Annotated in this window: 29 protein-coding genes and 1 tRNA gene; 8 read left to right on the top strand and 22 right to left on the bottom strand. The window is 74.2% G+C overall.

From position 1 onward, the window contains the following. The first annotated feature begins 42 nt into the window (after positions 1-42). A complete protein-coding gene (locus tag ABD665_RS14805; RefSeq protein WP_204913401.1) occupies positions 43-1,422 on the top strand; it encodes an MFS transporter in 1,380 nt (459 codons plus the stop codon). A gap of 43 nt (positions 1,423-1,465) precedes the next feature. Here ABD665_RS14805 and ABD665_RS14800 read toward each other — a convergent pair whose 3' ends face one another. The 9 genes from ABD665_RS14800 to ABD665_RS14760 all read right to left on the bottom strand — a co-directional run bounded on the left by ABD665_RS14800 (position 1,466) and on the right by ABD665_RS14760 (position 9,228). Beyond that, positions 1,466-2,401: a zinc-binding dehydrogenase gene (locus ABD665_RS14800; RefSeq protein ID WP_204913400.1), complete on the bottom strand. Its 936-nt coding sequence runs from the start codon at positions 2,399-2,401 to the stop codon at positions 1,466-1,468. A gap of 82 nt (positions 2,402-2,483) precedes the next feature. After that, the gene (locus ABD665_RS14795; RefSeq protein WP_204913399.1) at positions 2,484-2,732 is read right to left on the bottom strand and encodes a helix-turn-helix domain-containing protein; all 249 of its coding nucleotides are present in this window, start codon (positions 2,730-2,732) and stop codon (positions 2,484-2,486) included. Positions 2,733-2,744: 12 nt separating this feature from the next. Next, the gene (locus ABD665_RS14790; RefSeq protein WP_204913398.1) at positions 2,745-3,437 is read right to left on the bottom strand and encodes a methyltransferase domain-containing protein; all 693 of its coding nucleotides are present in this window, start codon (positions 3,435-3,437) and stop codon (positions 2,745-2,747) included. A gap of 7 nt (positions 3,438-3,444) precedes the next feature. Further along, positions 3,445-4,377: an oxidoreductase gene (locus ABD665_RS14785; RefSeq protein ID WP_204913397.1), complete on the bottom strand. Its 933-nt coding sequence runs from the start codon at positions 4,375-4,377 to the stop codon at positions 3,445-3,447. Next, on the bottom strand, positions 4,374-4,793 hold the full coding sequence (locus tag ABD665_RS14780) for a DoxX family protein (protein ID WP_204913396.1): 420 nt from the start codon (positions 4,791-4,793) through the stop codon (positions 4,374-4,376). Before ABD665_RS14780 ends, ABD665_RS14785 begins: the two co-directional genes overlap by 4 nt. A 113-nt stretch (positions 4,794-4,906) precedes the next feature. Beyond that, positions 4,907-5,512, bottom strand: a complete 606-nt coding sequence (locus ABD665_RS14775) for a tRNA-specific adenosine deaminase (protein WP_204913395.1) — start codon at positions 5,510-5,512, stop codon at positions 4,907-4,909. A gap of 333 nt (positions 5,513-5,845) precedes the next feature. Then, on the bottom strand, positions 5,846-6,784 hold the full coding sequence (locus ABD665_RS14770) for an acetamidase/formamidase family protein (RefSeq protein ID WP_204913394.1): 939 nt from the start codon (positions 6,782-6,784) through the stop codon (positions 5,846-5,848). After that, positions 6,781-8,214 carry an amino acid permease gene (locus ABD665_RS14765; protein ID WP_204913393.1) on the bottom strand — a complete coding sequence of 478 codons (1,434 nt, stop codon included), beginning with the start codon at positions 8,212-8,214 and terminating at the stop codon, positions 6,781-6,783. The genes ABD665_RS14770 and ABD665_RS14765 overlap by 4 nt, the downstream gene beginning before the upstream one ends. A gap of 72 nt (positions 8,215-8,286) precedes the next feature. Next, positions 8,287-9,228 carry a proline iminopeptidase-family hydrolase gene (locus ABD665_RS14760; RefSeq protein ID WP_204913392.1) on the bottom strand — a complete coding sequence of 314 codons (942 nt, stop codon included), beginning with the start codon at positions 9,226-9,228 and terminating at the stop codon, positions 8,287-8,289. Between the two features lie 116 nt (positions 9,229-9,344). Here ABD665_RS14760 and ABD665_RS14755 point away from each other — a divergent pair, with 116 nt between their 5' ends. Both ABD665_RS14755 and ABD665_RS14750 read left to right on the top strand, forming a co-directional pair. Further along, the gene (locus ABD665_RS14755; RefSeq protein WP_204913391.1) at positions 9,345-10,034 is read left to right on the top strand and encodes an FCD domain-containing protein; all 690 of its coding nucleotides are present in this window, start codon (positions 9,345-9,347) and stop codon (positions 10,032-10,034) included. A gap of 100 nt (positions 10,035-10,134) precedes the next feature. After that, positions 10,135-10,887 carry an SDR family NAD(P)-dependent oxidoreductase gene (locus tag ABD665_RS14750; protein WP_204913390.1) on the top strand — a complete coding sequence of 251 codons (753 nt, stop codon included), beginning with the start codon at positions 10,135-10,137 and terminating at the stop codon, positions 10,885-10,887. A 33-nt stretch (positions 10,888-10,920) separates the two neighbouring features. On the opposite strand, the gene ABD665_RS14745 is transcribed toward ABD665_RS14750, so the two are convergent. The 11 genes from ABD665_RS14745 to ABD665_RS14695 form a co-directional block, all read right to left on the bottom strand. After that, complete coding sequence (locus ABD665_RS14745; protein ID WP_204913389.1) at positions 10,921-11,715, bottom strand: glycosyltransferase; 795 nt, start codon at positions 11,713-11,715, stop codon at positions 10,921-10,923. Continuing rightward, positions 11,712-12,704, bottom strand: a complete 993-nt coding sequence (locus tag ABD665_RS14740) for an acyl-CoA/acyl-ACP dehydrogenase (protein ID WP_204913388.1) — start codon at positions 12,702-12,704, stop codon at positions 11,712-11,714. The genes ABD665_RS14745 and ABD665_RS14740 overlap by 4 nt, the downstream gene beginning before the upstream one ends. 73 nt (positions 12,705-12,777) lie before the next feature. Then, positions 12,778-13,731, bottom strand: coding sequence for a manganese catalase family protein (locus tag ABD665_RS14735; RefSeq protein WP_204913387.1), 954 nt, complete (start codon positions 13,729-13,731; stop codon positions 12,778-12,780). A 108-nt stretch (positions 13,732-13,839) separates the two neighbouring features. Then, the gene (locus ABD665_RS14730) at positions 13,840-14,649 is read right to left on the bottom strand and encodes an ANTAR domain-containing protein (RefSeq protein WP_204913386.1); all 810 of its coding nucleotides are present in this window, start codon (positions 14,647-14,649) and stop codon (positions 13,840-13,842) included. A gap of 46 nt (positions 14,650-14,695) precedes the next feature. Beyond that, the gene (locus tag ABD665_RS14725; RefSeq protein ID WP_204913385.1) at positions 14,696-15,277 is read right to left on the bottom strand and encodes a methyltransferase domain-containing protein; all 582 of its coding nucleotides are present in this window, start codon (positions 15,275-15,277) and stop codon (positions 14,696-14,698) included. Next, on the bottom strand, positions 15,274-16,044 hold the full coding sequence (locus ABD665_RS14720; protein ID WP_204913384.1) for a PIG-L family deacetylase: 771 nt from the start codon (positions 16,042-16,044) through the stop codon (positions 15,274-15,276). The genes ABD665_RS14725 and ABD665_RS14720 overlap by 4 nt, the downstream gene beginning before the upstream one ends. Further along, entirely contained in the window at positions 16,041-16,562 is a 522-nt protein-coding gene (locus ABD665_RS14715; protein WP_204913383.1) for a DapH/DapD/GlmU-related protein, read from the bottom strand. The genes ABD665_RS14720 and ABD665_RS14715 overlap by 4 nt, the downstream gene beginning before the upstream one ends. 34 nt (positions 16,563-16,596) lie before the next feature. Continuing rightward, the gene (gene selB, locus ABD665_RS14710) at positions 16,597-18,378 is read right to left on the bottom strand and encodes a selenocysteine-specific translation elongation factor (RefSeq protein WP_344742482.1); all 1,782 of its coding nucleotides are present in this window, start codon (positions 18,376-18,378) and stop codon (positions 16,597-16,599) included. Position 18,379: 1 nt separating this feature from the next. Further along, positions 18,380-19,711 (bottom strand): L-seryl-tRNA(Sec) selenium transferase, encoded by a 1,332-nt coding sequence (gene selA / locus ABD665_RS14705; RefSeq protein WP_204914945.1) that lies wholly within the window; start codon positions 19,709-19,711, stop codon positions 18,380-18,382. 180 nt (positions 19,712-19,891) lie between these two features. After that, positions 19,892-20,959, bottom strand: coding sequence for a mechanosensitive ion channel domain-containing protein (locus ABD665_RS14700; protein ID WP_204913381.1), 1,068 nt, complete (start codon positions 20,957-20,959; stop codon positions 19,892-19,894). Positions 20,960-21,017: 58 nt separating this feature from the next. Next, positions 21,018-21,113, bottom strand: a tRNA-Sec gene (locus ABD665_RS14695). A 213-nt stretch (positions 21,114-21,326) separates the two neighbouring features. Here ABD665_RS14695 and ABD665_RS14690 point away from each other — a divergent pair. The 4 genes from ABD665_RS14690 (at position 21,327) to ABD665_RS14675 (ending at position 23,655) form a co-directional block, all read left to right on the top strand. Continuing rightward, positions 21,327-21,581, top strand: a complete 255-nt coding sequence (locus ABD665_RS14690) for a hypothetical protein (RefSeq protein WP_204913380.1) — start codon at positions 21,327-21,329, stop codon at positions 21,579-21,581. A gap of 94 nt (positions 21,582-21,675) precedes the next feature. Continuing rightward, the gene (gene selD, locus ABD665_RS14685) at positions 21,676-22,650 is read left to right on the top strand and encodes a selenide, water dikinase SelD (RefSeq protein WP_204914943.1); all 975 of its coding nucleotides are present in this window, start codon (positions 21,676-21,678) and stop codon (positions 22,648-22,650) included. Next, positions 22,647-23,009 (top strand): antibiotic biosynthesis monooxygenase family protein, encoded by a 363-nt coding sequence (locus tag ABD665_RS14680; RefSeq protein ID WP_204913379.1) that lies wholly within the window; start codon positions 22,647-22,649, stop codon positions 23,007-23,009. The genes selD and ABD665_RS14680 overlap by 4 nt, the downstream gene beginning before the upstream one ends. Positions 23,010-23,022: 13 nt before the next feature. Continuing rightward, positions 23,023-23,655, top strand: a complete 633-nt coding sequence (locus tag ABD665_RS14675; RefSeq protein WP_204913378.1) for an MSMEG_6728 family protein — start codon at positions 23,023-23,025, stop codon at positions 23,653-23,655. 96 nt (positions 23,656-23,751) lie between these two features. Here ABD665_RS14675 and ABD665_RS14670 read toward each other — a convergent pair whose 3' ends face one another. Next, positions 23,752-25,146: a HAMP domain-containing sensor histidine kinase gene (locus ABD665_RS14670; RefSeq protein ID WP_344742481.1), complete on the bottom strand. Its 1,395-nt coding sequence runs from the start codon at positions 25,144-25,146 to the stop codon at positions 23,752-23,754. Continuing rightward, on the bottom strand, positions 25,143-25,826 hold the full coding sequence (locus ABD665_RS14665) for a response regulator (protein WP_204913376.1): 684 nt from the start codon (positions 25,824-25,826) through the stop codon (positions 25,143-25,145). Before ABD665_RS14665 ends, ABD665_RS14670 begins: the two co-directional genes overlap by 4 nt. A 148-nt stretch (positions 25,827-25,974) precedes the next feature. On the opposite strand from ABD665_RS14665, the gene ABD665_RS14660 reads away from it, so the two are divergent. After that, the gene (locus ABD665_RS14660; RefSeq protein ID WP_204913375.1) at positions 25,975-26,637 is read left to right on the top strand and encodes a hypothetical protein; all 663 of its coding nucleotides are present in this window, start codon (positions 25,975-25,977) and stop codon (positions 26,635-26,637) included. Positions 26,638-26,651 lie beyond the last annotated feature (14 nt).

Raw genomic sequence — 26,651 nt, 5'->3', positions numbered from 1 at the left:
CGCACCACCTCGCGCAGCGCGACCTTCCCCAGGAGAGCCCTCTTGACCACCACGTCCACCGACCGGGCCGCGACCTCGGCCGCGCCGATCACGCCGCTGGAGGGCGACACCGTCGCCCGCGTGACCCGCCGGCTGCTGCCGCTGATCATGCTGCTCTTCCTCGTCGCCTACCTCGACCGGACGAACATCTCCGTCGCCGCGCTCACCATGAACGCCGACATCGGGCTGACGGCGACCGCGTACGGGGTGGGGGCCGGGCTCTTCTACGTGACCTACATCCTCGTGGAGGTGCCGAGCAACCTGGCGCTGAACCGCTTCGGCGCCCGCGTCTGGATCGCCCGGATCATGATCACCTGGGGCATCGTCGCCGGCTGCATGGCGCTGGTGCAGGGGGACCGCTCGTTCATCCTCGTGCGGATGCTGCTCGGCGCGGCGGAGGCCGGCTTCACGCCGGGGATCATCTTCTACCTGTCGCTCTGGTTCCCGAGCCGGCACCGGGCACGGGCGACCGCGCAGTTCTACGTCGGCTCCGCGCTGGCGACCTGCCTCGGCGCGCCGATCAGCGGCCTCATCGTGAGGATGGACGGCGTCGGAGGGCTCGAGGGCTGGAAGTGGCTCTTCATCCTCGAGGCGATCCCGGCCGTGCTGCTGGCCTTCGTCGTGCTGCGCTACTTCACCGACACGCCGAAGGACGCGGCCTGGCTGCCCGACGAGAACCGGACCTGGCTGATCTCGGCGCTCGCCACCGAGCGGAAGGCGCTGGAGACGCAGCGGACCTTCTCGGTCGGGCAGGCCCTGACCAACCCGGGGATCCTGCTGCTCGCCCTCTTCCTGTTCTTGTACTCGTTCAACAGCATCGGGCTGACGCTGTGGATGCCGCAGGTGATCAAGGGGACGTTCGGCAACCCGAGCAACTTCACCACCTCGCTGCTGACGGCGATCCCGTACGCCTTCGCGGTCGTGCTCATGCTGGTCGTCGGGCGGAGCGTGGCCCGGCGGGGGCACGCCCACCTGCACATGGCGATCCCGATGGCCGGCGCCGGCGTGCTGCTCGCGCTCAGCGTGGTGGCCGGGCCGACGTTCCTGGGGTTCGCGCTGCTCGCGGTGTCCACCGGGCTCGCGTGGTCGGCGATCCCGGCGCTGTGGCAGAGCGCCACGTCCTTCACCACCGGGGTCGCCGCCGCCGCGGGCGTCGCCCTGATCAACTCGCTGGCCAACGTCGCCGGGCTCGGCGTCACGCCGCTGATCGGGAAGGTCAAGGACCTGACCGGCGGCTTCTCCGCCTCGCTCCTGATCATCGCGGCAGCCATGATCGCGGCGTCGGTCGTCGCGCTGGTCTCCCGGCGGTTCACCTCGCCCGGCCGCCTGGCCGCCGAGGTGCAGGAGCACGCGGAGACCGAGCTGCCGGGCACCCGGCGGTAGGGCCGCCCAGCGGGAACGCCTGATCCGGGGCGGGCTCCCGCCCTCAGGGCAGGAGCGCGAGCTTGCCGCCGGGGTGGCCGGACCGCAGGAGGTCGAGGGCGGCGCGGGCGTCGGCGAGGGGGAAGGTCCGGGCCATCGGGACGACCAGGTCGCCCCCGGCGGCGAGGGCCACGAGGTCGGCGCGGACCCGGTCCCGGAACGCGGCGCTCTCCGGCATCGCCCCGCCGATCATGCGGATCCCGTCGGACTGCGCCCGACCGGCGGCGGCGATCGTCACGATGCGGGCCCGGTCGGGCACGAGGGCGAGCGAGGCGTCGATGGCCTCGTCCGTGCCGACCGCGTCGAGCCCCGCCGCGACCCCACCGGGCGCCGCCGCGCGGACGCGGTCGACGAGCCCGGGGCCGTACGCGACGGGGATGCCGTCGAAGCGGCGGACGACGTCGAAGCTCTCGGGGCTGGCCGTGCCGATCACGCGGACGCCGTGGCGGCGGGCCTGCTGGAGCACGCTGACGCCGACCGCGCCCGACGCGCCGTGCAGCAGGATCGTCTCGCCGCCCTGCGCGCGCACGACGTCGAGCATCTCGGCGGCGGTGGTCCCGACGAGCAGCAGGTTGGCGGCCTCCGCGAACCCGAGCTCCGCGGGCTTGGCGAAGACGTCGCGCGCCGGGACGGTGACGGCGGAGGCGTAGCCGCCGCTGATCCGGAAGGCGAGCACCTCGTCGCCGACCCGCGCCGTCCCCGACCCGATCTCGGTGCCCTCCCCGACCGCGGTGAGCACGCCGGCGACCTCGAAGCCGACCGGCGCGGGCAGCGCGCTCGGGTCCTGGCCCTGGAGGACGCGCTTGTAGTCGGCCGGATTCATGCCGGCGGCGCGGACCTCGATGGTCACCTCGCCCGGTCCCGGGGCCGGGGGCGTCACCTCCTGCAGCTCGAGGCCGTCGAGGTCGCCGTAACGGGTCGCCACCCAGTGCTGTGCCACGGCACCATCTAACTGGGTCGTGCCCGACCGATCAGGAGCGGCTCCCGTCGCTGGACGGGCCGGCGAGGCGCGGCGAGGGTGCTCAGTCCTCCGGCTCGAGGGCGTCGTGGACGGCGTCGAGGTGGCCGAGCGCCTTCACGACGGTCAGGAAGGTGCCGAGCCCGACCGAGGGCTCAGCGTTCTCCACGCGCCGGATGGTGGCGCGGCTCAGGTTGGAGCGTTCGGCGAGCTGGTCGACGCTGAGGTCCTGGCGTTCGCGGAGGGCGGCGAGCTGGGCGCCGAGCTGCGCGGCTGCGCGTCCGGTGCGGACGGGTCGGGGTCGGGAGGCCATGGCGTGACGAGGCTACGGGGCCGGCGTGGACCCGGTCCGGCGGACGACGAGGTAGCCGGAGGGCGCGTCCTCCTCGTCGGTGGCCGGTCGGCCCGCCCAGAACACCGTCTCGAAGCCGGCGCGCGTGAGCCCGTGCTCCATCGTCGGCGCGGACAGCCACCAGACGTCGAACGCGATCCCCAGCCCGGTGGTCAGGCCGCCGCGGCGGGCGGAGTCGTCGCCCAGCTTCCAGGCGGTGACGAGGTGGCCGCCCGGCCGCACGACGCGGGCGAGCTCGGCGAGGGCGGCGGGCCGCTCGTCGGGCGGCAGGTACATCAGCGAGTACCAGCAGACGACACCGGGCAGGGAGGCGTCGGCGTACGGGAGGTGGCGCAGGTCGGCGACCTCGAAGGTGAACCCGGGTTGGTCACGTCGTGCCACCCGGACCATCTCCCGCGACAGGTCCACGCCGCTCGGGCGGAGGCCGACGAAGGCCAGGTAGGGCTCGAGCCGTCCCGTCCCGCAGCCGACGTCGGCCACCTCGGTGCCGAGGCCGGCCTGCGTGACGAGCGCGGCAAAGAGGTCGAGCACGCTGCGGTCCCGCGGGCTGGCCTCCAGCGCGCCCGTCAGCCGTTCGACGTAGAAGGCGGCCAGGACGTCGTGCGCGTCGCGGAGCTCGTCGGTCGCCGGGTCGTGCCCGTGCCCCGGCTGGCGGGCGCCGCTCACGACGGGGTCAGGCCGGGAGGTCGTACGCGACGCCGGTCAGGTCCTGGCTGACGTCCCACAGCCGGATGCCGCTGGCCGCGTCGCGTGCCCGGCCGCTCATGCCCACACGGACCGGAGGCCCCTGGACCTCGCCGACCCCGGACGGGCCGAAGTAGTCGCCGGGCACGACGTCCGGCATGGTCGCGGCGTAGAGGCTGGGCAGCGCCCCGGCGGACGCGGGCTGGCCGACGGCCTGGCTGGCGGCCTTCGCGAAGCGCGCCAGCGGACCCCTGCTGCCGGCGAACCCGGTGTAGAGCTCGGTGTCGGACCCGCCCGGGTGCGCGGCGGCCGCGGCGACGGTCGAGCCCGCACGGTTCAGGCGGCGGACGAGCTCGCGGGTGAAGAGCAGGTTCGCGAGCTTGCTCTGCCCGTACGCGAGCCAGCGCTGGTAGTGCCGCGTGGACTGCAGGTCGTCGAAGGCGATGCGGCCCATCCGGTGACCCAGGCTGGAGACGTTGACGACCCGCGCGGCCTGCGCCTGGCGCAGCGCGGGTAGCAGCAGGCCGGTCAGCGCGAAGTGGCCGAGATGGTTGGTGCCGAGCTGACGCTCGAAGCCGTCGGCCGTGGTCTCGTACGGCACGGCCATGACGCCGGCGTTGTTCACGAGGATGTCGAGCGGGCCGTGCCAGGACTCGCCGAAGCGGCGGACGGAGGCGAGGTCGGCGAGGTCGAGGAGCGCGAGGTCGGCGGTTCCGGGGCCGTCGCCGAGCTGGGCGCGGACCTGGTCGACGGCCGCCTGGCCGCGTTCCTCGTTGCGGCAGGCCAGCGTGGTGAACGCGCCGTGCCGGGCCAGCTGGAGCGCGGTCTGCAGCCCGAGGCCGCTGTTCGCGCCGGTCACCACGGCCCGCAGGCCGGTCAGGTCGGGGATCTGGTCCGCGGTCCAGCCGCTGCCGTTGCTCACGTGTCCGAGGGTAGAGCCCGCTCCCGCGCCGGTGCAGGGCTGAGCAGGCGTCGCCAGCCGGCCCAGGCGACGAGGGCCGCGACCACGAGGAGCGCCAGCGTGGACCACGGTGGCGTGTCGAGGACGGTCAGGTTCGTGACGGTGGCGCCCACCATCAGCAGGGCCAGGCCCGTCGCCGCGAGCGCGCTGAGCCGGGGGACCAGGACCCCGACCGCCCCGGCGACCTCGAGACCGCCGACGACGTAGCGCAGCCACTGGCCGCTGCCGATCTCGCCGAACATCCAGACCATCGCCGGATCACCCGCCAGCTTGGAGGCGCCCGCCCCGAGGAAGACGAGGGCGAGGAGGCCCCGCCCGACCCAGGTCGCGACGGCGAGGGCCCGCGGGTGCGCCGCGGGTGCTGCTGCTGTGGTCATGGGGGCTCCTCGGCTCCAGGGTTGCTGGTGCGTGAGGAGACCGGGCCCGGGCCGGGAAGTCATCGCCCTTCGGCGGGCTCGGTCCTATAAACGGCTGGGGGAGTGCCGACGGCTCAGACGGCGCCGGCCCCGCGGGCGTTGTAGACGACAGCACCGGTGGACGCGACGTGGTCGGCGTACGCCTGCCAGGTGGCGACGGCCTCGCGGCGGAGGACGTCGGTGGTGACGTCGATGCCGCGGGCGCGGAACTGGTCGCGCCAGTCGGCGACCATCGGGCCCTCGTCGAAGCCGGTCAGCTGCTCGAGCTCGGGGCCGTCGCCGGCGACGACGAGGGAGCGGACGCCCGACCAGAGCGTCGCGCCGTAGCACTGGACGCAGGGGCGCCAGTTCACGACGAGCTCGTGGGCGGGCAGGTCGTCGCCGCCGAGGTCCCAGCTGCCGACGCCGGCCTGGGCGAGCCCGAGGGCGACGACCTCGGCGTGGCCGGAGGAGATGCCGGAGGCGAGGACGACGTTGACGCCGACGGAGACGAGCCGGCCGGAGTCGCGCTCGACGACGACCGCCGCGAACGGACCGCCGTTGCCCTCGAGGAAGTTCCGTCCGGCGAGCGCGTGCACGAGGCGCATCCGGTCCTCGAGCGTGGGCAGGACCTCGGGGACGTCGGCGATCTCGTCGCTGACCCAGGCGGGGAGGGTGAAGCCGAAGCTGGTGGCGACCATGATCAGGAGGCTAGTGCAGCGGCAGCGCGGCCGGCTCCGGACATGACGAGAGTCAGCCACTGCCTGCTCGGGGGTTCAGGTAGCGGCTGACTCTCGAGGGAGACATCGCCTGGGGCGAGGGTTCATTACACCATGGGTGAAGTGACCTGCTTCACAAAGCGTGCCTGCTGAGAGTCCTAGGTCGCGAGCCGATGACGCCCCCTGAGCCTGTCGAAGAGCCTCGAAGAGGTTGGTGTCTTCTAGACCGTGGAGGAGCCAACCCCTGCGGGGCCCCCTTCGGCAGGCTCAGGACACCGCTTCGACAGGCTCAGGGGGCGTTCATCGTGTTCCGGTTCAGCGACCGCCGGAGAGCAGGACGTCCTTGGCGAGGCGGGCGAGGGTGACGGCACCCACCGCGCGGAACGGGTGCAGGGGATCCGGGTCCGAGGAACCCGTGGGCCCGCCGAGCTCGGTGTGGCCGAGGGCGCTGAGGACGACGTACGCGTCCTCGCGGCTCCAGCCGTGCTGCTCCACCATGAGCGTGTAGAGCGACTCGTACGCCATCACGATCGAGTCCTGCACCGGGTCGCCGAGGCCGACGCAGACCCACTCGTCACCGGTGTCGACCTGCGGCCCGCGGATCGTGCGGCCCTTGACCAGGTCGACGCTGAGCGTCGCCGTGCCGGCGATCTCGATCGCGACGAAGGTCGACTCGGCCCGCGCCATCACGGCGTGCAGGTCACCGACGCTCAGCAGGGCACCCGGGACCTGGACGGGGAGGTAGACCGTGCTGCCGACCTTCGCGTCGGTCAGGTCCATGTTGCCGCCGGTCGGGTAGGTCGGCATGACCGTCGAACCGTCGACGGCGGCCGGGGCGACACCGAGGCAGCCGATCATCGGGGCCGCGGCGCAGTCGAGGGTGTCGGTCAGCTGAACCCTCCCGTCGCGCACCGGCACCCGGCGCACGAAGAACTCGGGCCCCATGACCTCCGACAGCGCACCCGCCCCCGGGATCGAGACGGACCAGCCCTGCTCCGCCACGTCGATCGCGTGGATCGTCACGGCGAGGACGTCGCCGGGCTCGGCGCCCTCGACGTACACGGGCCCCGTGACCGGGTTGATGGTGGCGGTCACCTTCGCCAGGTCACCGAACTCCTCCATCTGCGCGTACGCGAGGTCGTCGGTCTCGAAGGTGATCCGGTCGCCCGCACCCGGGGTCACCCGCAGGACGGGCTCCCGGGTCGGGCTGAACGACGGCGTACCCAGGTGCTTGCCGAGGAAGTGCTCGCTCACGCCTTCTCACCCGCCGTGCGCAGGTCGCCGTCGCTCTCGGCCACCGTGAACGGGTCCGCGGCGTGCTCCGACAGGACGCCGGTGCCCTTGCGGACGTAGTACAGGAGGACCAGGGCGCCGATCGCGAGCCAGATGACGCCGCCGATCTTGGCCGAGGCGTCGGCGTTCCACAGCACGAACCCGATGATCAGGAAGCCCAGGACCGGCGAGACCCAGTGCAGGAACACGTTGCGGCTGCGCTTCTTGATCGCGTAGTAGCCGACGACCGAGACGTGCAGCAGCAGGAAGCTGGTCAGCGCGCCGAAGTTCACCAGGGTGGAGATGATGTCGATCTGGCCGACGAACACCAGGCCGAGCACCAGCGTCAGCCCGGCGACCACGAGGATCGCGCGCTGCGGGGCCTTGCTCTTGGGGTCGATGTGGGCGAGGAACCGGGGCAGCCGGCCGTCGCGGCTCATCGAGAACAGCAGGCGCGACGTGGCGCTCTGCGCGGCGACCGCGTTCGCGATGCCGACGGCGAGGGCGTTCATCGCGAGGAACGCGACCATCCACCCGCTGCCGCTGATCGAGCCGACGATCCCGAAGAACGCGTTGTTGACCTCGTCGTCGCCGAACTGCGTGGTGCCGGGGACGAGCATCGCGGCGAGCCAGGTCTGCGTCACGAAGAAGACGGCCACCAGCACGAGGCCGGTGATCATGGCGACGCCGGCGGCCTTGCGACCGCCCTTGGCCTCCTCGCCGAGCGTCGCGATGCCGTCGAAGCCGAGGAAGCTCAGCACGGCGATGGAGAGCGCCGCGGCCGCGAGCTGCGGGGTGAAGAGGTCGGCGTTGAAGAGCGGCGTCGTGGTGAACACGGCGCCGTTCGTGCCGCGGCTGATGGCGACGATCGCCATGATCACGAAGATCACCACGAAGACGAGCTCCGCGGCCAGGAACAGCCGGTTCACGATCGCGGTGAAGGAGATGCCGACGTAGTTGACCGCGGTGTTGATGATCAGGAAGACGATGATCCACAGCGGCTTGGGCACGCCCGGGAAGATCCCGGACATCGACTCGGCGGCGAAGACGTAGAGCAGCGTCGGCACCAGCAGGTAGTCGAGCAGGATCGTCCAGCCGGCGAAGAAGCCGAGCACGGGGTGCAGCGCGCGGCCGACGTAGGAGTAGACGGACCCGGCGATCGGGAACGCCTTGCTCATCTGCGCGTACGAGAGCGCGGTGAAGATCATCGCGACCAGGCCGATGATGTAGACGAGCGGCACCATCCCGGACGCGGCGTTGAACACCACGCCGAAGATCGCCCAGGGGGCGATCGGGACCATGAACACCAGCCCGTAGACGATCAGGTCGGTGGTCGAGAGGGTGCGGTTCAGCTCCTGCTTATAGCCGAACTCGGCGAGGTCAGAGGAGCCGGTGTCGTTCCGGGTGGCCATGGGTGTCCTTCGGGATATGAGGCTGGGCGAGCCCTTCGGCAGGCTCGGGGAACGTCGACGGTGCGCTCGTGCTCAGGGACGCGGTCGGTCGTGCTCGCGGAGGAAGGACCCGACGACCTCGGTGAAGGCCTCGGGCTCCTCGACGTGCGGCATGTGGCTGGACTCTCCGAAGACGTGGGAGCGGACGTCGGGGATGGCGTCGACGAACGGCTGCCAGACGATCGGCCTCGCCTCGTCGTACGCGCCGGCGACGACCAGCGTCGGGACCCGGATGTCGGCGACCCGGTCGACGACCGACCACTCCTTGAGGGAGCCGACGACGTGGAACTCGCTGGGTCCGTTCATCGCGTGGTAGACGGTCGGGTCGTCGTCGATCTGGTCGAAGCTGGCGGCGACCTCGGGCGGGTTCGGCACGACGCGGCACACGTGCCGGTCGTAGAAGACCTTCTCCGCGGCCTTGTACGCCTCGGAGTCGGTCGTGCCCGCGGCCTCCTCGGCGAGCAGCGTCGCCTGCACGTCGGCGGGCAGCTGGTCGCGCAGCTCGTTGGCCGCCTGCAGCCACAGCGGCATCGATGCGGGGCTGTCGCAGATGGAGAGCGAGAGGATGCCGGCGTCGTCGGACAGCACGACCTCCGGGCCGAGCATCCCGCCCCAGGACTGGCCCAGCAGGTGGAAGCGGTCGGCGATCCCCAGGTGCTCGACCAGTGCCCGGAGCTCGGCGACGAAGAGCTCGACGGTCCAGAAGGACGGGTCGGCGTCGGGCAGGTGCGTGCTGAGCCCGCAGCCGAGCTGGTCGTAGTGCACGACCGCCCGGCCGTCACCCGCGAGCGAGGTCATCGCCAGGGTGTAGTCGTGGGCGGCACCCGGCCCGCCGTGCAGGACGACGAGCGGCGCGGGGCCGGTGCCGGCCGGGTCGATCGTGCCGGTCACGCGGTACCAGGTCTCGTGCCCCCGGAAGGGCATCGTGCCCGTCGTGACGGGCAGGTCCTGCGGCCCCACTTCTACACTGCTCATGTCGGTCTCTCCCCGAGGCTCGTACGGCAGCGGCAGTCAAACACGGTAAAGGTGTGGTCTCAATACCTTTGGACGACGCGTCTCGTTACGGTCTTGTAGCAGGTCGCCCCGCGAGCGTGACCGAGGACGTCGCCAACCGCCTCGTCACCGCGATCGCCGTCGGCGCCTTCTCGCCGGGCGAGCGGCTGCCCTCGGAGCGGGACCTCGCCACGCGGCTCGAGGTCAGTCGGGTGACGGTCCGGCAGGCGCTGCAGCGGCTCGGCGAGCTCGGCCTCGTGGTCGCGCGTCGCGGGCGCAACGGCGGCACGTTCGTCACCATGCAGGCGTGGGAGGACGTGGCGCCCGACGAGGCGCGCCGGACCCTGGAGTCCGAGCTGCCGCGGCTCAAGGACCTCTTCGACTACCGCTGCCTGGTCGAGGGCCTGATCGCGCGGGCGGCGGCGGAACGCCGGACCGAGGAGCAGCGGGTCGAGCTGCGCGAGGCGCTGGCCGCCTTCGCGACGACGGGGGAGGACATGGCGCTCGCGCGCGCCTGGGACCGTCGCCTGCACGGTCTGGTCTGCGCCGCTGCGGCGAACCCCCACCTGACCGCGCTGAGCGCCCACCTCACCGCCGCGGCGACGCTCGGCTTCGGGGCGGAGCCGTACGAGCGGGAGTTCTTCGCGACGGCGCTGCACGAGCACGAGGAGCTCGTCGGTGCGGTCGTCGCCGGGGACGCCGAGCGGGCCCAGGAGATCGCCCGCGGGCACTTCGCCCTCACCTACCTGACGATGGAACGCAGCCTGCAGCGCGCCGCCGCCCGCTGAACCCTCCGCCGTCCCCGTCCGGGTGCCCGGAGCCCCTCTGGAGCACCCTTGCCCGAGGGAGATACTTGATATGTCACCCAATCAAGCAGGGAGGGCCCTCATGGCCACCGATCGCATCGCACTCGTCACCGGCGCCAACCAGGGCGTCGGGCTCCAGGTCACCCGGGAGCTCGCCGCCCACGGCGTCACCGTCCTTCTCGGCTCGCGGGACCTCGCCCGCGGTGAGGCTGCCGCCGCCGACATCCCGGGAACGACGGCGATCCAGATCGACGTCACCGACGCGGCCTCGATCACTGCGGCGGCCGAGCGCATCCGGAGCGAGTTCGGTCGGCTCGACCTGCTCGTGAACAACGCGGGCATCTCGAGCACGGCCGGGGGCAACCGGACGCCGGAGCAGGTGGCCGCCAACGCCAAGGCCAGCACCGTGTCGCTCGACGAGGTCCGGGCGGTGTGGGACGTCAACGTCTTCGGCGTCCTCGCCGTCTACCAGGCGATGCTGCCGCTGCTGCGCGAGTCGGACGACGCACGGATCGTCAACGTGTCGAGCGGCGTCGGCTCGCTGGCCTCGAACGCCGACCCGAGCTTCCCGTACCACTCGATCTACGGCCCCGTGTACCCCGCGTCGAAGGCCGCCGAGAACGCGCTCGTGCTGGCGATGATGATCGAGCTCGAGGACACCGACATCAAGGTCAACCTGGTGTCGCCGGGCTACACGAGCACAGCCCTGAACAACTACGCAGGCACCGAGTCGCTCGAGGACGGGTCCCGCGAGGTCGTCCGCGTCGCGCTCCTCGGCCCGAACGGTCCCACGGGGACGTTCACGCGCTGGGAGGGCTCGACGATCCCCTGGTGACGGCGGCGGCGGCGCGGGCGAGGCGGGAGGCGTTCAGGACGCCTCCTCCTCCGCGTCGGCCAGCCGGCGCAGCAGGTCGCCCAGCCCGTGCGCCGCGCGGCCGGGCATCCGGGCGGACGTGGTGACGACGGGGTGCAGGGCGCCGACGGCCTTGCCGCCCGCCCGGGTGACCCGCCGGGCGAGGACGCGCTCCTCGCCGTGGACCACGGACGGGAAGCCGCCGGCCGCGGCGTACGCGGGGTACGCGACGGCCAGGTTCGCGGCCCACACGTGGTCGTGGCCCTCGGCCGTCAGGCCCGCCTGCAGCAGGTGGTCGTACGCGGCGAGCGCGCCCGGGTCGGCCACCCAGCCGTCGAGCGCGACGAAGCCGGCGACGAGGTCGGCCCCGGTGCGTGCGGCGACGTCGAGCAGCCCGACGACCCAGTCGGTCGGGACCACCGAGTCCGCGTCGGTCGACAGGAGCCAGGTGCGGGACGGGGCGAGGCGCGGACTCGCGGCCATGGCGGCCTCGACGAGCCCGGCCCGCACGGCCCCGACGGTGTCCGAGCTCTCGTCGACCAGGACCAGGTGGTCCAGGCCGGTCGTCGCCAGGTAGGCGGAGGCCCTGAGCGCGGTCGCGTCGCGGCTGCGGTGGGCCGCGAGGGCGATCCGGACCCGGGCAACCGCGCCCGTGCGCAGCGCGTGCTGCGCGGCGGCGACGACGGAGCGCAGGCAGGTCTCGACCGAGGCCTCCTCGTCGCGGGCGGGTACGGCCACGACGACGTCGAAGGGTTGGACGGGCTGGATGGGCCGGACGGGCTTCACCGGCTGGACCGGGGGGAGCGTCACGGACGCTGGTCCGGGCTCCCGAGGGCGGCCGAGGCCGCGTCGAGGTTGTGCTGGAGCGTGTAGAGCTCGAGGTCGGGGATCACGTGGGCCACGGCGTCGTCGAGGGCGAGGCCGGTCGGGCCGGTGAGCAGCCGGGCGTTCGCGAGGATGCGGTGCACGGCCTCGGCGACGGCCGTCCGGGCCTCCAGCGCGACCGGCGTGGTGTCCACCGCCGCGTCCTCCAGCAGCCGCGCCGCTGCACGGACGGCGGCGGCCGCGACGACGAGGTCGGTGCGGATCGCGCCCAGCCGTACCTGCTGCGCCGGGCTGGGGCGGGGGTGGAAGGCGAGCAGGACGTCGAGGACGCGGGCGGCGCCGCCGGTCCAGCAGGCGGCGACACCCAGCCCGCCGGCCTGGAAGCCCGGCCGCCCGAGGTAGAAGCCCTCGGGCCCGCGCCGGGCCGTGGAGGGGACGAGCAGCTGGTCGACGCGGATCTCGTACGTGCGGCTCGGGGTCATGGCGGCGGTGCGCCAGACCGTCGGGTCGACGGGGAGGCCCGAGGCGTCGAGGTCGACGAGGACGTGGCGGTCCTCGTCGAACCACACGGGGACGAGGGCCCGGTCGACGAGCCCGGCTCCTGACGCGAACCGGAGGGTTCCGGAGATCTCGAGCTTCTCGCCGTGGTCGACGACGGTGAGCCCGGTGCGGGCGGACCGCGAGGCCCAGACGCCGTAGAGGGCGCCCGATTCCGGGACCGCTCCGGCCTGGTCGAGGATGCGCAGCGCGTCGACGTGGCCCTCAGTGAGGCGGGCCAGGGGGACGTCGGTACGCCCGAGCGCGATGAGCTCCTCGACGAGCGCCGGCCAGGCCAGCGAGGCCCAGGCGACGCCGTCCGCCAGCCCGGCGACCGCGGCCCGCTCCGGCACGAGGTCGGGGCGGTAGCGGTCGTACGCCTCGGGGAGGGACCGGGCCGGCGGGAACGGCTGGGTGGTCGTCAGCGGTCCGGTCACGACCTTCCTTCCCCGCTCGCCGGACGGCGGATGCGGGTCGGGACGATCATGACCGGACGCTGACGGACCATGATCAGGACGCCGTGGTGTCCGTGTTGTTGATCGACTCGATCTCGACCTCGGCGGTGGCCTGGATGAGCGCCAGCAGCTCCGGGTCGAGACCCGGGGCGAACTCCTCCTTGCGCTCCGGGGCGATCGTGATCGGCATGCCGCCCTCGGGCATGATCTGCGTGCTCAGCTCGGTGCCGTCGTTGCTCGGCGAGGCCCCGCGGTAGAGCTTGGCCGCCTGGCTCGCGTCGTCGATGTCGAAGGTGTACTGGATGCTCTGCAGGCCCTGGTCCACGAGCTTCTTGACCTCCGGGAACTGCTCGGCGTTGGTCTTCGGGATCGGCAGCGTCTTGCCCCAGTCCACGCCGAGGGACTCGAGCGCCTTGGCGAACGCGTTCTCGTGCGCCTGGTCGCGGACGATCAGGTAGGCGATCGTCGAGCGGGCGGCCTTGTTGTCGGTCATCTGGTAGATCCGGCACTTCTGCAGCCGGCCGGTGCTCTCGAGCATGAGGTTGTAGAGGAGGTCGAGCACGAGGTTGCCCGAGTTGTAGACGTACGAGCCGCTCCACGGGTTGCCGGCCGCGTCGACGGGCAGCGCGCCCTGGGCACCCACCAGGAAGTGGTGGATGTTGCCGGTGTCCTTGGCGATGCTGAGCGGCGTCGCGCCCTTGGCACCCGGCTCGTCGATCGGGTCGCTCTTCTTGCCGTGGTAGCCCGGCGCCCCGTCGAGGAGGCGGGCGATGGTCGTGCCGATCAGCTCGACGTGGCTGATCTCTTCGGTGCCGACGCCCTGGAGCAGGTCCTTGAAGGGCTGCGAGGAGGGGTCCCCGCGGAAGTTCATCGACTGGAAGAGGTACTGCATCATCGTGCGCATCTCACCGAACTGGCCGCCCAGACCCTCCTGGAGGGCGTTCGCGGCGGCGGGATCCGGCTCGTCGATGGCGATCTCGTTGATCAGCTGCTGGCGGTGGAGGTACATGCTGCTCCTTCAGGACGTGCGTGAGGAGCGGCTGACCGTCGCTGCAGAACCGCGGGCCCAACGTAACCCGAGCAGTTTGATCCGCCCGGGGCAGGGGTACAGACGGCGTCAGCGGCCGCGTGCGGGCGCCTCGCCGCGACGACGGAACGGCGCCTGGGCCACGGAGCGCGGGAGCTCGGGGTCGACGCCGTCCGCGCCGTCCGCCCCGTGCCCGTCGGCGGGGACGGCGGGACGGGCCAGCAGGTTGGCGGCGACGTCGGTGAGCTTGAGGTTCGCGTTCTGCGACTCCCGGCGGAGCAGGTCGAAGGCGGCCTCGGGGCCGCAGCCGAGCCGGCCCATGATCAGCCCGGTGGCCAGGTCGATCGTGCGACGGGTGTCCATCGCCTCGATCCGGTCGTCCAGCTCCAGCGACGTGCTGACCAGGGTGCTCGCCAGCCCGACGCCGCCCGCCACCTCGAGCGCCAGCTCGCGCCCGTGGCGGCGCTGCTCCTCGTCGAGCCCGTCGACGGCGCCGGCGTAGACCTTCACCACGCCGACGACCTGCGCGCGGCCGTCCAGCACCGGCACCGACAGCGACGTGTGCACGCCCAGACCGGCGGCCTCGACCCCGTACGGGCTCCAGCGCGGGTCGCGCGCCAGGTCCGGGACGTAGGTCTCGCGGCCCTCCCGGAGCGCGTGCAGGCAGGGGCCGACCCCGATCGCGTACTGGACCTGGTCGACCTCCGCGGCCAGCGCCGTGCTGGACCCGACGGTCAGCGGGTCTCCGCCGGCGACGGCCGTCGTGATGGCGACCCCGGCGACGTCGCCCAGCCGCTCGTGCGTCCGTGTGGCCGCGTCCTCCAGGTAGCCCTCGACGAGGGTCAGGACCTCCGAGGAGGAGACGCCCCAGGACCGGTCGGTCGGTGAAGTGCTCGTCACCACCGCATGATGACCCGCGTCCCCGCCCGCACCCAAACCGCGCCCGTCAGGCGGCACCGCGGGTGACCGTGTCGAGCAGGAACTCCTCGTCGTCGTGGTGGATCCGCTGCGTCCACCCCCGCGCGACGAGCTGGGCGACGAGCTCGGTCTGGGCGCCGCGGCCGCTCAGCCACGCGTCGTCCGGGGCTCCGTCCCAGTGCACGGCGACGAGCTCGGCGGCCGGGGCCGCGAGCCGGTCGACGAGGGCGACGGTCGCCGCCCGGACCGGGTCGGAGAGGTAGTAGAAGACCTCGCTCAGCAGCACCAGGTCCGGCGCGAAGCCGTCCTCGTCGGGCGGGTCCGGCAGGGCCCGGTGGCCGACCGCGACGGGCAGCCCGGAGCACCGCTCGGCGGCGAGGGCGGCGGCCGTCGCGGACGCGTCGCTCGCCACCACGCGGTCGCACCGGGCGGCGAGGTCCGCGGTGAGGTGGCCGGTCCCGCACGCCGGGTCCCAGGCGCTCGCGTAGCGCGCCCGGCGCAGCCCGGCGAGGACGACGCCCCGCTTGCGCTGCTCGTAGAAGCTGCCGCCGACGTCCCAGGGGTCGGGGTCGGCGCGGTAGTAGGCGTCGAAGTCGGGCGGTCCGCTCACGGGGTCTCCTCGAGGGGCAGGACCAGCAGCTGCCGGTCGTGGTGGGCGAGCATGGCGGGCGGCACGACGGCGCCCCAGCCCGGCCGCTGCGGTTCCAGCTGGGTGGCGAAGGCACGGACGGCCGCGTCCCACGCCCGGTCGTCCGTCCCGTCGACGGCCACCGTGACCAGCCGACCGCTGAGGTCGACGTCCGGCGCGGACCAGTAGGTCATCCAGACCCGGAAGTGCCAGACGGGGATCCCGAGCCGCGCGCCCACCGCGGCCGCCGCCCGGCCCACCGCCCGGTGGTCGGGGTGCGGGTCCTGCGGGTGCGGCGCGAGCAGCACGAGGTCGTCGGTGTCCCCGAGGTCGGTGACGGTCGTGGTAACCGCGTGCACCAGGGCGTCCTCGGCCGTCTCCAGCCCGCCGTCCGGCAGCCCGTACGCGGTCCCGGCCTCGACGTCGAGGGCGGCCAGCGCCGCCCGCCACTCGACGAGGCGCGCCTCCGCCAGCCCTTCCGGGCGGACGCCGACGTCGTCGAAGCAGGCCTCGCCGGCCGTCGCCGTGACGGCCAGGGCCCGGCCGCCGGAACGTCGCCAGGCCGACAGGAGGCGGCCGGCGCCGATGGACTCGTCGTCCGGGTGCGCCGACAGCACGAGCAGCCGGTCCCGGCCGGGGACCAGGGCCCGCAGATCGGCGACCGACCACCCGTCCGTGGCCTCGAGCCGGTCGCGCCAGACGGCCGGGTCGTGGCCGGCCCCGGTGACGGGACGGCTTGCTGCGGTCACGAGGCGGAGGCGGTCCGGTGCCCGGGCACGAGCTCCTCGTACGTGGTGGCGTTGCGCACGATGCGGGCGTGCTCCTCGTCCGTGATCGCCCGGCGCACCCGGGCGGGGACGCCGGCCACGAGGGAGCGGGCCGGGACGATGGTGCCCTCGAGGACGACGGAGCCGGCCGCGACGAGCGAGCCCGTGCCGATGACGGCGCCGTTGAGGACGGTGGCGTTCATGCCGATGAGGCAGTGGTTCTCGATCGTGCAGCCGTGCACGACCGCCGCGTGGCCGACGCTCACGCCGAGGCCGATGAGCGCGGGGAAGTCGGTGTCGGTGTGGACGACCACGTTGTCCTGCAGGTTGCTGCCGCGCCCGAGGACGACCTCGGCCATGTCGCCGCGCACGACGGCCCCGTAGAAGACGCTCGAGCGGGCGTGCAGGCGGACCTGCCCGACGACGGTCGCGTTGGGGGCGAGCCAGGTCGTGGGGTCCACGACGGGCTCGCGGTCGCCGTACGGCAGCACCAGCGGCATGCGCGGAATCTAGCGCCGCCCGCGGTGACCAAGATCAGCGGCCCTTGACCCTGCGGTGCCCGCCGTCCACGCGCACGGTCCAGCCGCGCCGGTCGAGGTGCTCGAGCAGCGGGATCGCGACGCGGCGGGTGGTGCCCAGGGCCTGCCGGGCCTCGCTGGTCGTGAACGGCTGGGGGAGGGCGGCGAGCGTGCGCATGGCCTGTGCCGGACCGGTCGGCAGCAGCACCATGTCGGGGGCGAGCCGGACCACGCGGCCGACACGTTCGGCGGCGGCGAGCTCAGGCACGCCGAGGCCCCAGTCGTCGAGCTCGGGACGTTCCGGGGCGGCGAACGGGTCGGCCGCGAGGTGCGCCTCGAGCTTCACCAGGCCGGCCTCGGCCGGGCCGAGGTCGTTCCCGGCGTCGGGCCGCGAGACGCGTCCGTCCGCGTACGCGAGTCCCGCCGCCTCGACCAGCGGGGCGAGCAGCGCGCGGTCGGGCAGGGCCAGGCGTCGGCGGGCGGCGTCGGCGGTGAGCCGGGGATCCAGCGGGGTCGTGCGGGCCTGCTCGTCGACCGCCGCGACCAGCCCGGCCCGCCAGCGGTCCCACGTCGCCGGGTCGACGAGCCAGTCGCCGACCGTCCGCACCCGGGAGGCGTCCTGCGTCGGCACGCCCGCGGCGACCAGGTCGGCGGCCCGGACGGCGCCGGTGCGGCGGACGCGGTCGGCCAGCACGGCGGCGGGGTCGTCGGCGTGGGCGAGGTCGCGGGCCCGGGACGCGGCGGCCCCGCGGCGGGTGAGCGCGGGCGGGGCGGCGTCGAGGACGACCGCGGCGGCGCCGACGGCGTGCCGGCCGGGGTCGCGCAGCACGAGGCGGTCGCCCGGCTCGACCGGCAGCGGTTCGTGGAGGGTGAGGCGGACCATCGCGCCGCCCAGCGGGCGGAGCCGCACCGGCACCGCCGCGGTGCCGAGGTGCGCGACGAGCTCGGAGGGGAGGTCGGCCGTCTCGCCCTGGTGCGGCCGGACGCGCACGTCGACCACGCCGGTCCACGCCCAGGCGCCGGGGGTCAGGAGCGCGTCGCCGCGGCCGACCTCGGCGACGTCGGTGCCGCGCAGGTTCACGGCGACGCGGGCCACGGCCGGAACCGCACCCGCGTCGTCCCCGAGGCTCTGCAGCCCGCGCACCGTGACCTCGCGGTCCCCGAGCGCGAGCGTGTCGCCGACCGTGAGCGTGCCCGCGCCGAGGGTGCCGGTGACGACGGTCCCGGCACCGCGGATGGTGAAGGACCGGTCGACCCAGAGCCGGACCCGGCCGTCCGTCCGGGGCGAGGGCAGGGTCGCCGTGAGGCGGACGAGCGCGCGGCGGAGCTCGTCCAGGCCGGCGCCCGTGGCGCCCGAGACCGCGACGCCGTCGACGGTGCCGAGGCTCGACGCGGCCAGGTGCTCCTGCGCCTCCGCGAGCGCGGGCCCCGGGTCGGCGAGGTCGCTCCGCGTGACGACCAGCAGGCCGCGGGTGAGGCCGAGGGCGTCGACCGCGGCGAGGTGCTCCTCGGACTGGCGCCGCCAGCCCTCGTCGGCCGCGACCACGAACATCACCGCCGGCGCCGGGCCGAGGCCGGCGAGCATCGAGCCGATGAACCGCTCGTGCCCGGGCACGTCGACGAACGCGAGCACCGTCGCTCCCGGCCCCTCGCCGACGCGGGTCCAGGCGTACCCGAGGTCGATGGTCATGCCGCGCCGCTTCTCCTCGGCGAAGCGGTCGGGCTCCATGCCGGTGAGCGCGCGGACCAGGGTGGACTTGCCGTGGTCGACGTGACCGGCGGTGGCGACGACGTGCACGTCAGGCCCGGTCGGTGGCGGGCTCGTCGGCCTCGACCGTGCGGACCGCGACCGCACGGATCGCGTCGGCCAGCCGCGCGTCGTCGGCGGGGTCCACGCAGCGCAGGTCGACCAGGCAGCGGCCCCGTTCGGTCCGGGCCACGACGGCCCGTTCACCGGTCCGGAGCGCGACGGCGTACGCGGTCGGCAGCGCGACGGCCCAGCCCGGCAGCGTGAGCCCGGGAGCGCCGCCTCCGCCGACGGCCCCGTCGGAGGTGACGACCTCGGCGGCGACGGTTCCGTGGAGCGCAGCGGCGAGCGCGTCGCAGCGGCGGCGGAGGACGTCGGGGTCGGCGTGCAGGGCACGCCAGGTCGGCGTCTTCGGTCCGCGCAGGGTGGCCTCGAGCGCGGCGAGGGTGAGCTTGTCGACGCGCAGCGCCCGGGCGAGCGGGTGGCGTCGGAGGCGCTCGACGACCGCCGTACGCCCGAGCAGCAGCCCGGCCTGCGGCCCGCCGAGGAGCTTGTCGCCGCTGCCGGTGACCAGGTCGGCCCCGGCGCGCAGGGCCGTGTCGGCGTCGGGCTCGTCGGGCAGCAGCGGTTCGCGGGTGAGCAGCCCGCTGCCGAGGTCGGCCACGACGGGTACGTCCAGGCCCGCGAGCGCGCCGACGTCGACGGAGGAGGTGAAGCCCTCGACGCGGAAGTTGCTGGGGTGGACCTTGAGGATGCAGCCGGTATGCGGCCCGACGGCGTCGGCGTAGTCGGCCAGCTTGGTGCGGTTCGTCGTGCCGACCTCGCGCAGCCGCGCGCCGGTGGACTCGATCAGGTCGGTCAGGCGGAACCCGTCGCCGATCTCCACGAGCTCGCCGCGGCTGATGATCACCTCGCGCCCGGCGGCCAGGGCGGTGGTGGCCAGCACGAGCGCGGCGGCCCCGTTGTTGACCACGTGCACGGCCTCGGCGGCCGGGACGGCGGCGGCCAGCGCGGCGATCGCCCCACGACCGCGCCGGGCCCGCGCGCCGGTCGCGAGGTCGAACTCGACGTCGGTCGCGCCCGCGGCCTCGACGAGCGCGTCGAGGGCGAGGGGGGACAGGGCCGCGCGGCCCAGGTTCGTGTGCAGGACGACGCCGGTCGCGTTGATGACGGGCCGGGTGCTGGCGGCCTGCGCGGGGAGCGCGTCGACGGCGGCGTCGGCCACCTCGGTCGGCGCGATCTCGCCGGTCCGGGCGCGCTGCTGGGCGGCGACGACGGCCTGCTTGACCAGGTCGGGCCCGAGCCGCCCGGCCGCCGCGCGCAGCCGGGGGTCGCCGAGGACCTGGTCGGTCCGGGGCACCGAGCGCCGAGGGTCGGCCGTCATCGTCACGTCCCGATCCTAGGAGCCTGCTGAACGATCACGTCCCGGCTGCGGCGCACCAGGGCGGGCGATCTGCGACCCCCACATCTGGGGCCGTATCCCGATACGACCTCCCAGATCCGGGGACCGCACCTCGCCTGCCCTGGCACGTCCTCGCGCGGAACAGCATCGCTCAGCAGCCTCCTAGGAAGCAGTGCCCAGCGCGCCCGGAGCCTCGGCCGCGGGCAGCAGCTCGACGCGGCGGCGGGGGACCGCGGTGTCGTGCTCGCGGGCCCACGCGACGAGCCGTTCACGGACGTGGCACCGCAGGTCGAACAGCGCCGACGCGTCGACCGCGCTGACGAGCACGCGTACCCGGACCAGCCCGCCGACCGCGTCGGTGACCTGGAGGGCCTGGTTCCGGCCGTCCCACAGGTCTGTGGCGGCGAGGACCTCCCCGAGGTGCGCGCGCAGCCCGTCGACGTCGGCGCGCCAGTCGAGGTCGATCTCGACGGTGCCGAGCAGCTCGGACGTGCGCCGGGTCCAGTTCTCGAAGGGCTCCTTGGTGAAGTAGCCCGAGGGGAGCACCAGGCGACGGTCGTCCCAGAGGTGCACGACGACGTAGCTCAGGGTGATCTCGTCGATGCGGCCCCACTGGCCGTCCACCACGACGACGTCGTCGATGCGGATCGCGTCGCTGAACGCCAGCTGGATCCCGGCGAACACGTTGGCCAGGGTGGACTGCGCGGCCACGCCGACCACGACGCTGACCAGGCCCGCCGAGGCGAGCAGGCTCGCGCCCACCGCCCGTACGCCCGGGAAGGTCAGCAGGGCCGCGCCCGTGGCGACCAGGACCACGACCGCGACGGTCAGGCGCCGGATGACCAGGACCTGGGTGCGCAGGCGGCGGGCGTTCCGGTTGTCGGTGACGTCCGTGCGGTAGCGCTGCAGCCCGAGGTCCTCGAGGAACAGCAGCAGCGCGCCGACCAGCCAGGCGACGGTCCCGATGGAGGCCAGCCGGAGCGCCAGCTCGACGCCCTGCCAGAGCCCGGGGTTCACCTGCTCGGGCCGGGAGTCGCGGCAGACCGCCGCCAGCACGAGCACCACGGCCGCGAGCCGGAAGGCGGTGGCGACGTAGCGCGACAGGTTCGACACGATCGGCCACCGGCGCGAGGTGAGGACGACGACGAGGTGCGTCACGACGATGACGACCAGGGTCGCGGCGAGGGCGAGCAGCAGCGTCAGGGCGAAGTCGGGCAGTTCGACGGGCATCCCACCAGGGTGTCGGCCCCGTCAAGGTCGTGGGAGGGCGCCGGGTGGGCGGGGAGTCTGGCGGAGGCGGACGGGAATCGAACCCGCCAAGCCGAGATGCTCGACTTCACCGGTTTTGAAGACCGGGAGGGCCACCAGGCACCTGTACGCCTCCGCCGGCGACTCTAGCCGCGGCCCGGGCGCGGGCGCGGGTTCGGAGGCGCGTTGCTCAATTCCGACCCCTCGACGCCGCGGAGGGTGCGGGCTGAGCGTGGCGTCGGCGGCGAGCGGTCATCGAGGGGCCGGAAGTGCGCAGGGCTCAGCTTGGACCTCTGGCGCGTCCGGACGGTTCGGCGCAGGATCAGGTGATCTCGAGGTGAGGGGTGGCATGACCGGGACGCGGGCTCGACGGGCGTGGGTGCTCGCGCTGGTCCTGGTCGCCCTCGGCGTGTCCGGTCTGGTCCCCCTGCTGCGCGCGGACGAGGCCCGGCGGCAGGCGGCCTGGGAGTCCGGCTGCGTCGCGTCGGGCGGCGCGGTCTCGTCCGAGCCCGCGCGACGGGACAACCCGCTCGTCGTGCAGCTGCCGCGTCCGACGTACGAGTGCCGCGCCGCCACCGGGGTCCTGGTCTCGGTCCGCGACTGACCCGGGCCACCGCGCCGGGCGCACCGGGCTGACTACCTTGGGCGCCGTGACCGCGACCTCAGCGACGCCGACCGACACCGGGCACGACCACCCGATCCGCCTGACCCAGTACGCCCACGGGGGCGGCTGCGCGTGCAAGATCCCGCCGGGCGAGCTCGAGGAGGTCGTCGCCGGCCTGGTTCCGTGGACCTCGCCCGACCTGCTCGTCGGGCTCGAGACCGGGGACGACGCGGCCGTCGTCCGCATCGACGGCGACCGGGCGATCGTGGCCACGACCGACTTCTTCACCGCGGTGGTCGACGACGCGTACGACTTCGGGCGGATCGGCGCGGCTAACGCGCTCTCCGACATCTACGCCATGGGCGCCACCCCGCTGATCGCGCTCAACCTCGTCGGCTGGCCGCGCGGCGTCCTGCCCCTGGAGCTGCTGGCCGAGGTGCTGCGCGGCGGCATGGACGTCGCCCGCGAGGCCCAGGTCCACCTGGCCGGCGGGCAGAGCATCGACGACCCGGAACCCAAGTACGGCATGGCCGTCACCGGCATCGCCGACCCCGCCAGGCTGCTGCGCAACGACGCCGCGCGGCCCGGCCTGCCGGTCAGCCTGACCAAGCCGCTCGGCATCGGCGTGCTCAACAACCGGCACAAGGCGACGGGGGAGGTGTTCCCGCAGGCGATCGCGTCGATGGTCCGGCTCAACGCCGAGGCCTCCCGCGCGGCCCTCGCCGCGGGGATCACCGCAGCGACCGACGTGACCGGGTTCGGGCTGCTGGGCCACGGCTACAAGATGGCCCGGGCCTCCGGCGTGACCCTGGTGATCGACCACACGAAGGTCCCGTACCTCGACGGGGCCCGGGAGGCGCTGCGCGACGGGTTCGTCAGCGGCGGCACCCGCCGCAACCTCGACTGGGTGCGTCCCAGCCTCGGCGCGGACGGGGTGGACGAGGACGAGCTGCTGCTCCTCGCCGACGCCCAGACCAGCGGCGGGCTGCTCGTCGTGGGCGAGGTGCCGGGCGCTCCCGTGGTCGGTGAGACGGTGGCCGCGGGCGAGCATGGGATCGTGGTGCGGTGATCCGCAACGTCGTCCTCGGCCGCCTCGACCCCTCCGCTGACGAGGAGACCCGCTTCGGCCTCGACGCCGGCCTGCTCGGCCTGGCGGGGATGCGCCCCGCCGGTCTCGTCGGCCCGATGCGGATCGGCTTCGACGCCGGTCTGCGCGACGGCGGCTGGAGCTTCGCCATCACCAACGACTGGGTGGACGCGGCCGCGTACCAGGCCTACGACACCGATCCCGAGCACGGGGAGTTCCGGAAGCTGGTCGGCAAGGCCTGCTCCGAGATGGCCCGCGTGCAGTTCGAGACGCCGGACCTGCCGCTGGAGGACCGCGACCCGGCGCTGCCGGGCGGCAACCCCGAGCCCATGGGTCTCTAGCCCCGGGCCGCACGTGCAGACGTTCCTCCCGTACGCCGACTTCGAGCGTTCCGCCCGGGCCCTGGATCTCAAGCGCCTGGGCAAGCAGCGGGTCGAGGTCATCCAGATCGTCCGGGCGCTCACCGTGCCCGGCTACGCCTGGAAGTCGCACCCCGCGGTGCTGATGTGGCAGGGCTACGAGGAGGCGCTCGGGCGCTACGGCCTCGTGATGTGCGAGGTGTGGGTCGAGCGCGGGTTCGACGACACCTGCGCCGGCACGATCGTCGACGACCTCGGCGCGTGCGGGATCACCGAGATCCGCACGGAGGAGGCGCTGCGCGAGGCCGGCGCCGTGCCGCCCTGGGACGTCGAGGGTGATCCCGTGCTGGAGAGCCACCGTTCTGCGCTCGTGCGCAAGGACCCCGAGCTCTACGGCCCGCTGTTCCCCGAGGCGGACCCGGCCGTCCCGTACGTCTGGCCGGTTCGGTCGCCGAACGTCGTCCTCGCCGAGCAGCGTCGGGCCGAGAACGCCGTCCGGCGTGAGCAGCGACGCCTGGTGAAGCTGGCCGAGGAGGCCGAGAAGGCGCGCCGCCGGCGGAGCGCCGCCGCCAAGCGCGGGGCGAAGACCCGCGCGGCCAAGAAGCTGGCGGAGCAGCAGCGCGGCTGAGCCTGGTCGGACGCCTGGACGCCCCGACGCAACAAGGTGAACGGTTGTGCACCGAGTTCGGTGCACAACCGTCCACACTGACGTGACGCCTGGTCGTCAGCGCGGCCCAGCGGCCGGCAGGCTCAGACGGAACCTCGCCCCCGCGGGCGAGGGGACCAGGACGAGGGTGCCGCCGTGGGCTTCGGCGATACCGCGGGCGATGGAGAGGCCGAGGCCGGAACCGCCGGACGTCCGCGAGGCGTCGAGGCGGACGAGGCGTTCGAAGACGCGCTCGGCGTCGGCGGGCGGGACGCCGGGACCGTCGTCGGACACGTCCACGGTCACGCGGTCCTGGTCGCGCCGGACGGCCAGCGCGACGTGCCCGCGGCCGTTGGTCGCCGCGAGGGCGTTGTCGACGAGGTTGGTCAGGACCTGGGTCACCCGGTCCGGGTCGGCCTCGACGGGGTCTGCCGAGCCCGTCACCTCGACGCGCGCATCCGGGTGGGCGAGCCGGGCCACGTCGGCCACGCGACCGGCGACCCCGGCGAGGTCCACCGTCACGCGCTGCAGGTCGAGCCCCGAGTCGATCCGGGCCATGGTCAGCAGGTCGTCGGCCAGCCGGCTGGCCCGGCGGGCCTCGCGGATGACCGTGACGCTCAGCTCCTCGCGCTGCCGACGGTCGTCGACGCCGCGCAGGAGGCGTTCCGCCGCGGCCTGGACCCCGGACAGGGGCGTGCGCAGCTCGTGGGCCGCGTCGGAGAGGAACACCCGCAGCCGCTGCTCGGCGCCGCGGGCCTGACGTTCGGCGCCCTCGACCTCGTCGAGCATCCCGTCGAACGCGGACGCGGCCCGGCCGAGCTCGGTCTCCGGTCGGTCGGGTCGGAGCCGTGCGCCCCGGTCGCCGGCCGTGATGGCGCGCGCGGTCGCGGTCACCTGGTCGAGGGGCCGGAGCGCGCGGGCGACGACCGGCCGCAGGGCGAGCGCGGCCAGCGCGAGCAGGACGAGCCCCGCCACCACGAGGGTGGTCCGGACCTGGGCCAGGGTCCGCTCGACGTCGCCGGAGTCGGCGAGCAGGACGAGCGTGCTGCCGTCGCTCAGCGGCTCGGAGACGGAGAGCACCTGACCCGCCTTCCGGACGGGGCCCTTCGGTCCGTCGGCCGGACCGGGCGGCTGCGGGGCGGGTGCTGCCCCCGGAGCCGCGGGGGAGAGCGGACCCTTCGAGATCACCTGGCCGGTGCTGGTCGTCAGCGAGACCGAGACTCCGTCGCCCTCGAGGCGGTCGACCAGGGTCGAGCTCGGGACCTGCCCGACGAGGATCGTGGCGTAGCTCGCCCGGTCCTGCAGCCGCTCCCGCAGCTCGCCCTCGAGGCGGGCGCCGAGCGCGACGTCCGTGACGACCGCGAGCACGACGAGCATCGCGGCGATGAAGGCGAGGACCGTGACGGTCACCCGGTTGCGCAGGGAACGCGTCCGCAGCCCGCCGGCCGGTACGGGCGGAGGGCCGGCGCTCACCGGGGCGCCCGGAGCACGTAGCCCAGCCCGCGCGCCGTGTGGATCAGCCGGGGGCCGTGGGCCTCGGTCTTGCGACGCAGCGCGCTGATGTGGACCTGCACCAGGTTGTCGGCGTAGTCGTCGTAGCCCCACACCTGGGTCAGGATCTGCAGCGTCGACATCACGCGGTCGCGGTTCTCGGCGAGGAACACCAGCAGCCGCAGCTCGGTCGCGGTCAGGTCGACCTCGGCGTCGCCGCGGGTCACCCGGGCGGCACCGGCGTCGACGAGCAGGTCGTCGACCTGGACCGTGCCCACGGTGACGCCGGCCCGGCGCAGGACGGCCCGCGTCCTGGCGAGCAGCTCGGAGGTGGCGAACGGCTTGACCACGTAGTCGTCCACGCCGGCGTCGAAGCCGCGTACGCGGTCCTCCACCTCGTCGCGTGCGGTCACCATGATCACCGCGGCGGCCGTACGCGCGCGGATGACCCGGCTGAGCGCCGGCCCGTCGCGCCCGGGGAGCATCCAGTCGAGGACGACGAGGTCGGGGCGGAAGCGGTCGAGCTCGGCCTCGAGGCCCCGGCCGTCGGGGAGGCCCCGCACCTCGTAGCCGGCGTCGGAGAGCGAGCCGACGAGGGAGCGGTTGATGGCGTCGTCGTCCTCGACGACCAGCACCCGAGCGCCACCAGGCTTTGTAGTCACGCCAGACAGTGTGGCGTCCCCGTGCTGAAGAACGCCTCAAGAACCCGAGCCCGGAGCCCGGGCTTGAGCCTGGCTTCAGGATCCGCTCGCAGAGTCGTTCCCAGGTCGCCGCCGAGGGGCGGGACCACACCAGGACGAGGAGCACCCCATGAACCACGACGACCCGAACCAGCACGAGACGCTGGACTCGAACGACGCGCAGCAGAGCCCGTTCGTCCGCAAGCACCGCGGGCGGCGCTGGGCGATCGGGGCGGCCGTGGCCGCCGTCCTCGCCACCGGCATCGCGGTCCCGGCCCTCGCGGCCGGCGGTTCCCCGAGCACCGGTGGGACCGGGACCTCCCAGGTCCAGCCCGCCGACGTGACGCCGAGCGACGCCCCCACCGACGCGCCCACCCCGGGTGACGCGCCCAGCGGGGCCCCGACCCCCGGCGACGCCCCGAGCGGCGCGCCGGCCGCACCGCCCGCCCCGGGTGCCGGACCGGCTGGACCCGCCGGAGGGCCCGCCGGTGGACCGGGCGCCTGCGCCCCCGCCCCCGGTGGCGCGCCCAGCGGCGCCCCCGCCCCGGGGGACCAGCCGAGCGGCGCCCCGACGTCGGGCGACCAGTCCGGCAGCGCGCCGGCCGCCCCGCCGGCGCCGCCCGCCGGTGGTCAGGCTCCGCAGCCCCCGGCGCCGGGCAAGAACGCTCCCCAGCCGCCGACGCCGGGGAGCGGCAAGAACGCGCCCACCCCGCCCGCCGCGGGCCAGGACGCGCCCACCCCGCCCGCGCCCCCGTCGTCCGCGCCGTCGCAGGGCCAGACCGGCGGCAGCTGATCTCGCGCTGAGCA

This window comes from Microlunatus spumicola (genome assembly GCF_039536445.1).
Classification (GTDB): Bacteria; Actinomycetota; Actinomycetes; order Propionibacteriales; family Propionibacteriaceae; genus Microlunatus; species Microlunatus spumicola.
This window is presented reverse-complemented; position numbering and strand designations above follow the sequence as displayed.

Coding starts and splice junctions, on each gene's coding strand:
- ABD665_RS14795 (WP_204913399.1), bottom strand. CDS start 2,732: ATGGCCTCCCGACCCCGACCCGTCCGCACCGGACGCGCAGCCGCGCAG.
- ABD665_RS14780 (WP_204913396.1), bottom strand. CDS start 4,793: ATGACCACAGCAGCAGCACCCGCGGCGCACCCGCGGGCCCTCGCCGTC.
- ABD665_RS14775 (WP_204913395.1), bottom strand. CDS start 5,512: ATGGTCGCCACCAGCTTCGGCTTCACCCTCCCCGCCTGGGTCAGCGAC.
- ABD665_RS14765 (WP_204913393.1), bottom strand. CDS start 8,214: ATGGCCACCCGGAACGACACCGGCTCCTCTGACCTCGCCGAGTTCGGC.
- ABD665_RS14760 (WP_204913392.1), bottom strand. CDS start 9,228: ATGAGCAGTGTAGAAGTGGGGCCGCAGGACCTGCCCGTCACGACGGGC.
- ABD665_RS14750 (WP_204913390.1), top strand. CDS start 10,135: ATGGCCACCGATCGCATCGCACTCGTCACCGGCGCCAACCAGGGCGTC.
- ABD665_RS14735 (WP_204913387.1), bottom strand. CDS start 13,731: ATGTACCTCCACCGCCAGCAGCTGATCAACGAGATCGCCATCGACGAG.
- ABD665_RS14715 (WP_204913383.1), bottom strand. CDS start 16,562: ATGCCGCTGGTGCTGCCGTACGGCGACCGCGAGCCCGTCGTGGACCCC.
- selA (WP_204914945.1), bottom strand. CDS start 19,711: ATGACGGCCGACCCTCGGCGCTCGGTGCCCCGGACCGACCAGGTCCTC.
- ABD665_RS14700 (WP_204913381.1), bottom strand. CDS start 20,959: ATGCCCGTCGAACTGCCCGACTTCGCCCTGACGCTGCTGCTCGCCCTC.
- ABD665_RS14690 (WP_204913380.1), top strand. CDS start 21,327: ATGACCGGGACGCGGGCTCGACGGGCGTGGGTGCTCGCGCTGGTCCTG.
- ABD665_RS14660 (WP_204913375.1), top strand. CDS start 25,975: ATGAACCACGACGACCCGAACCAGCACGAGACGCTGGACTCGAACGAC.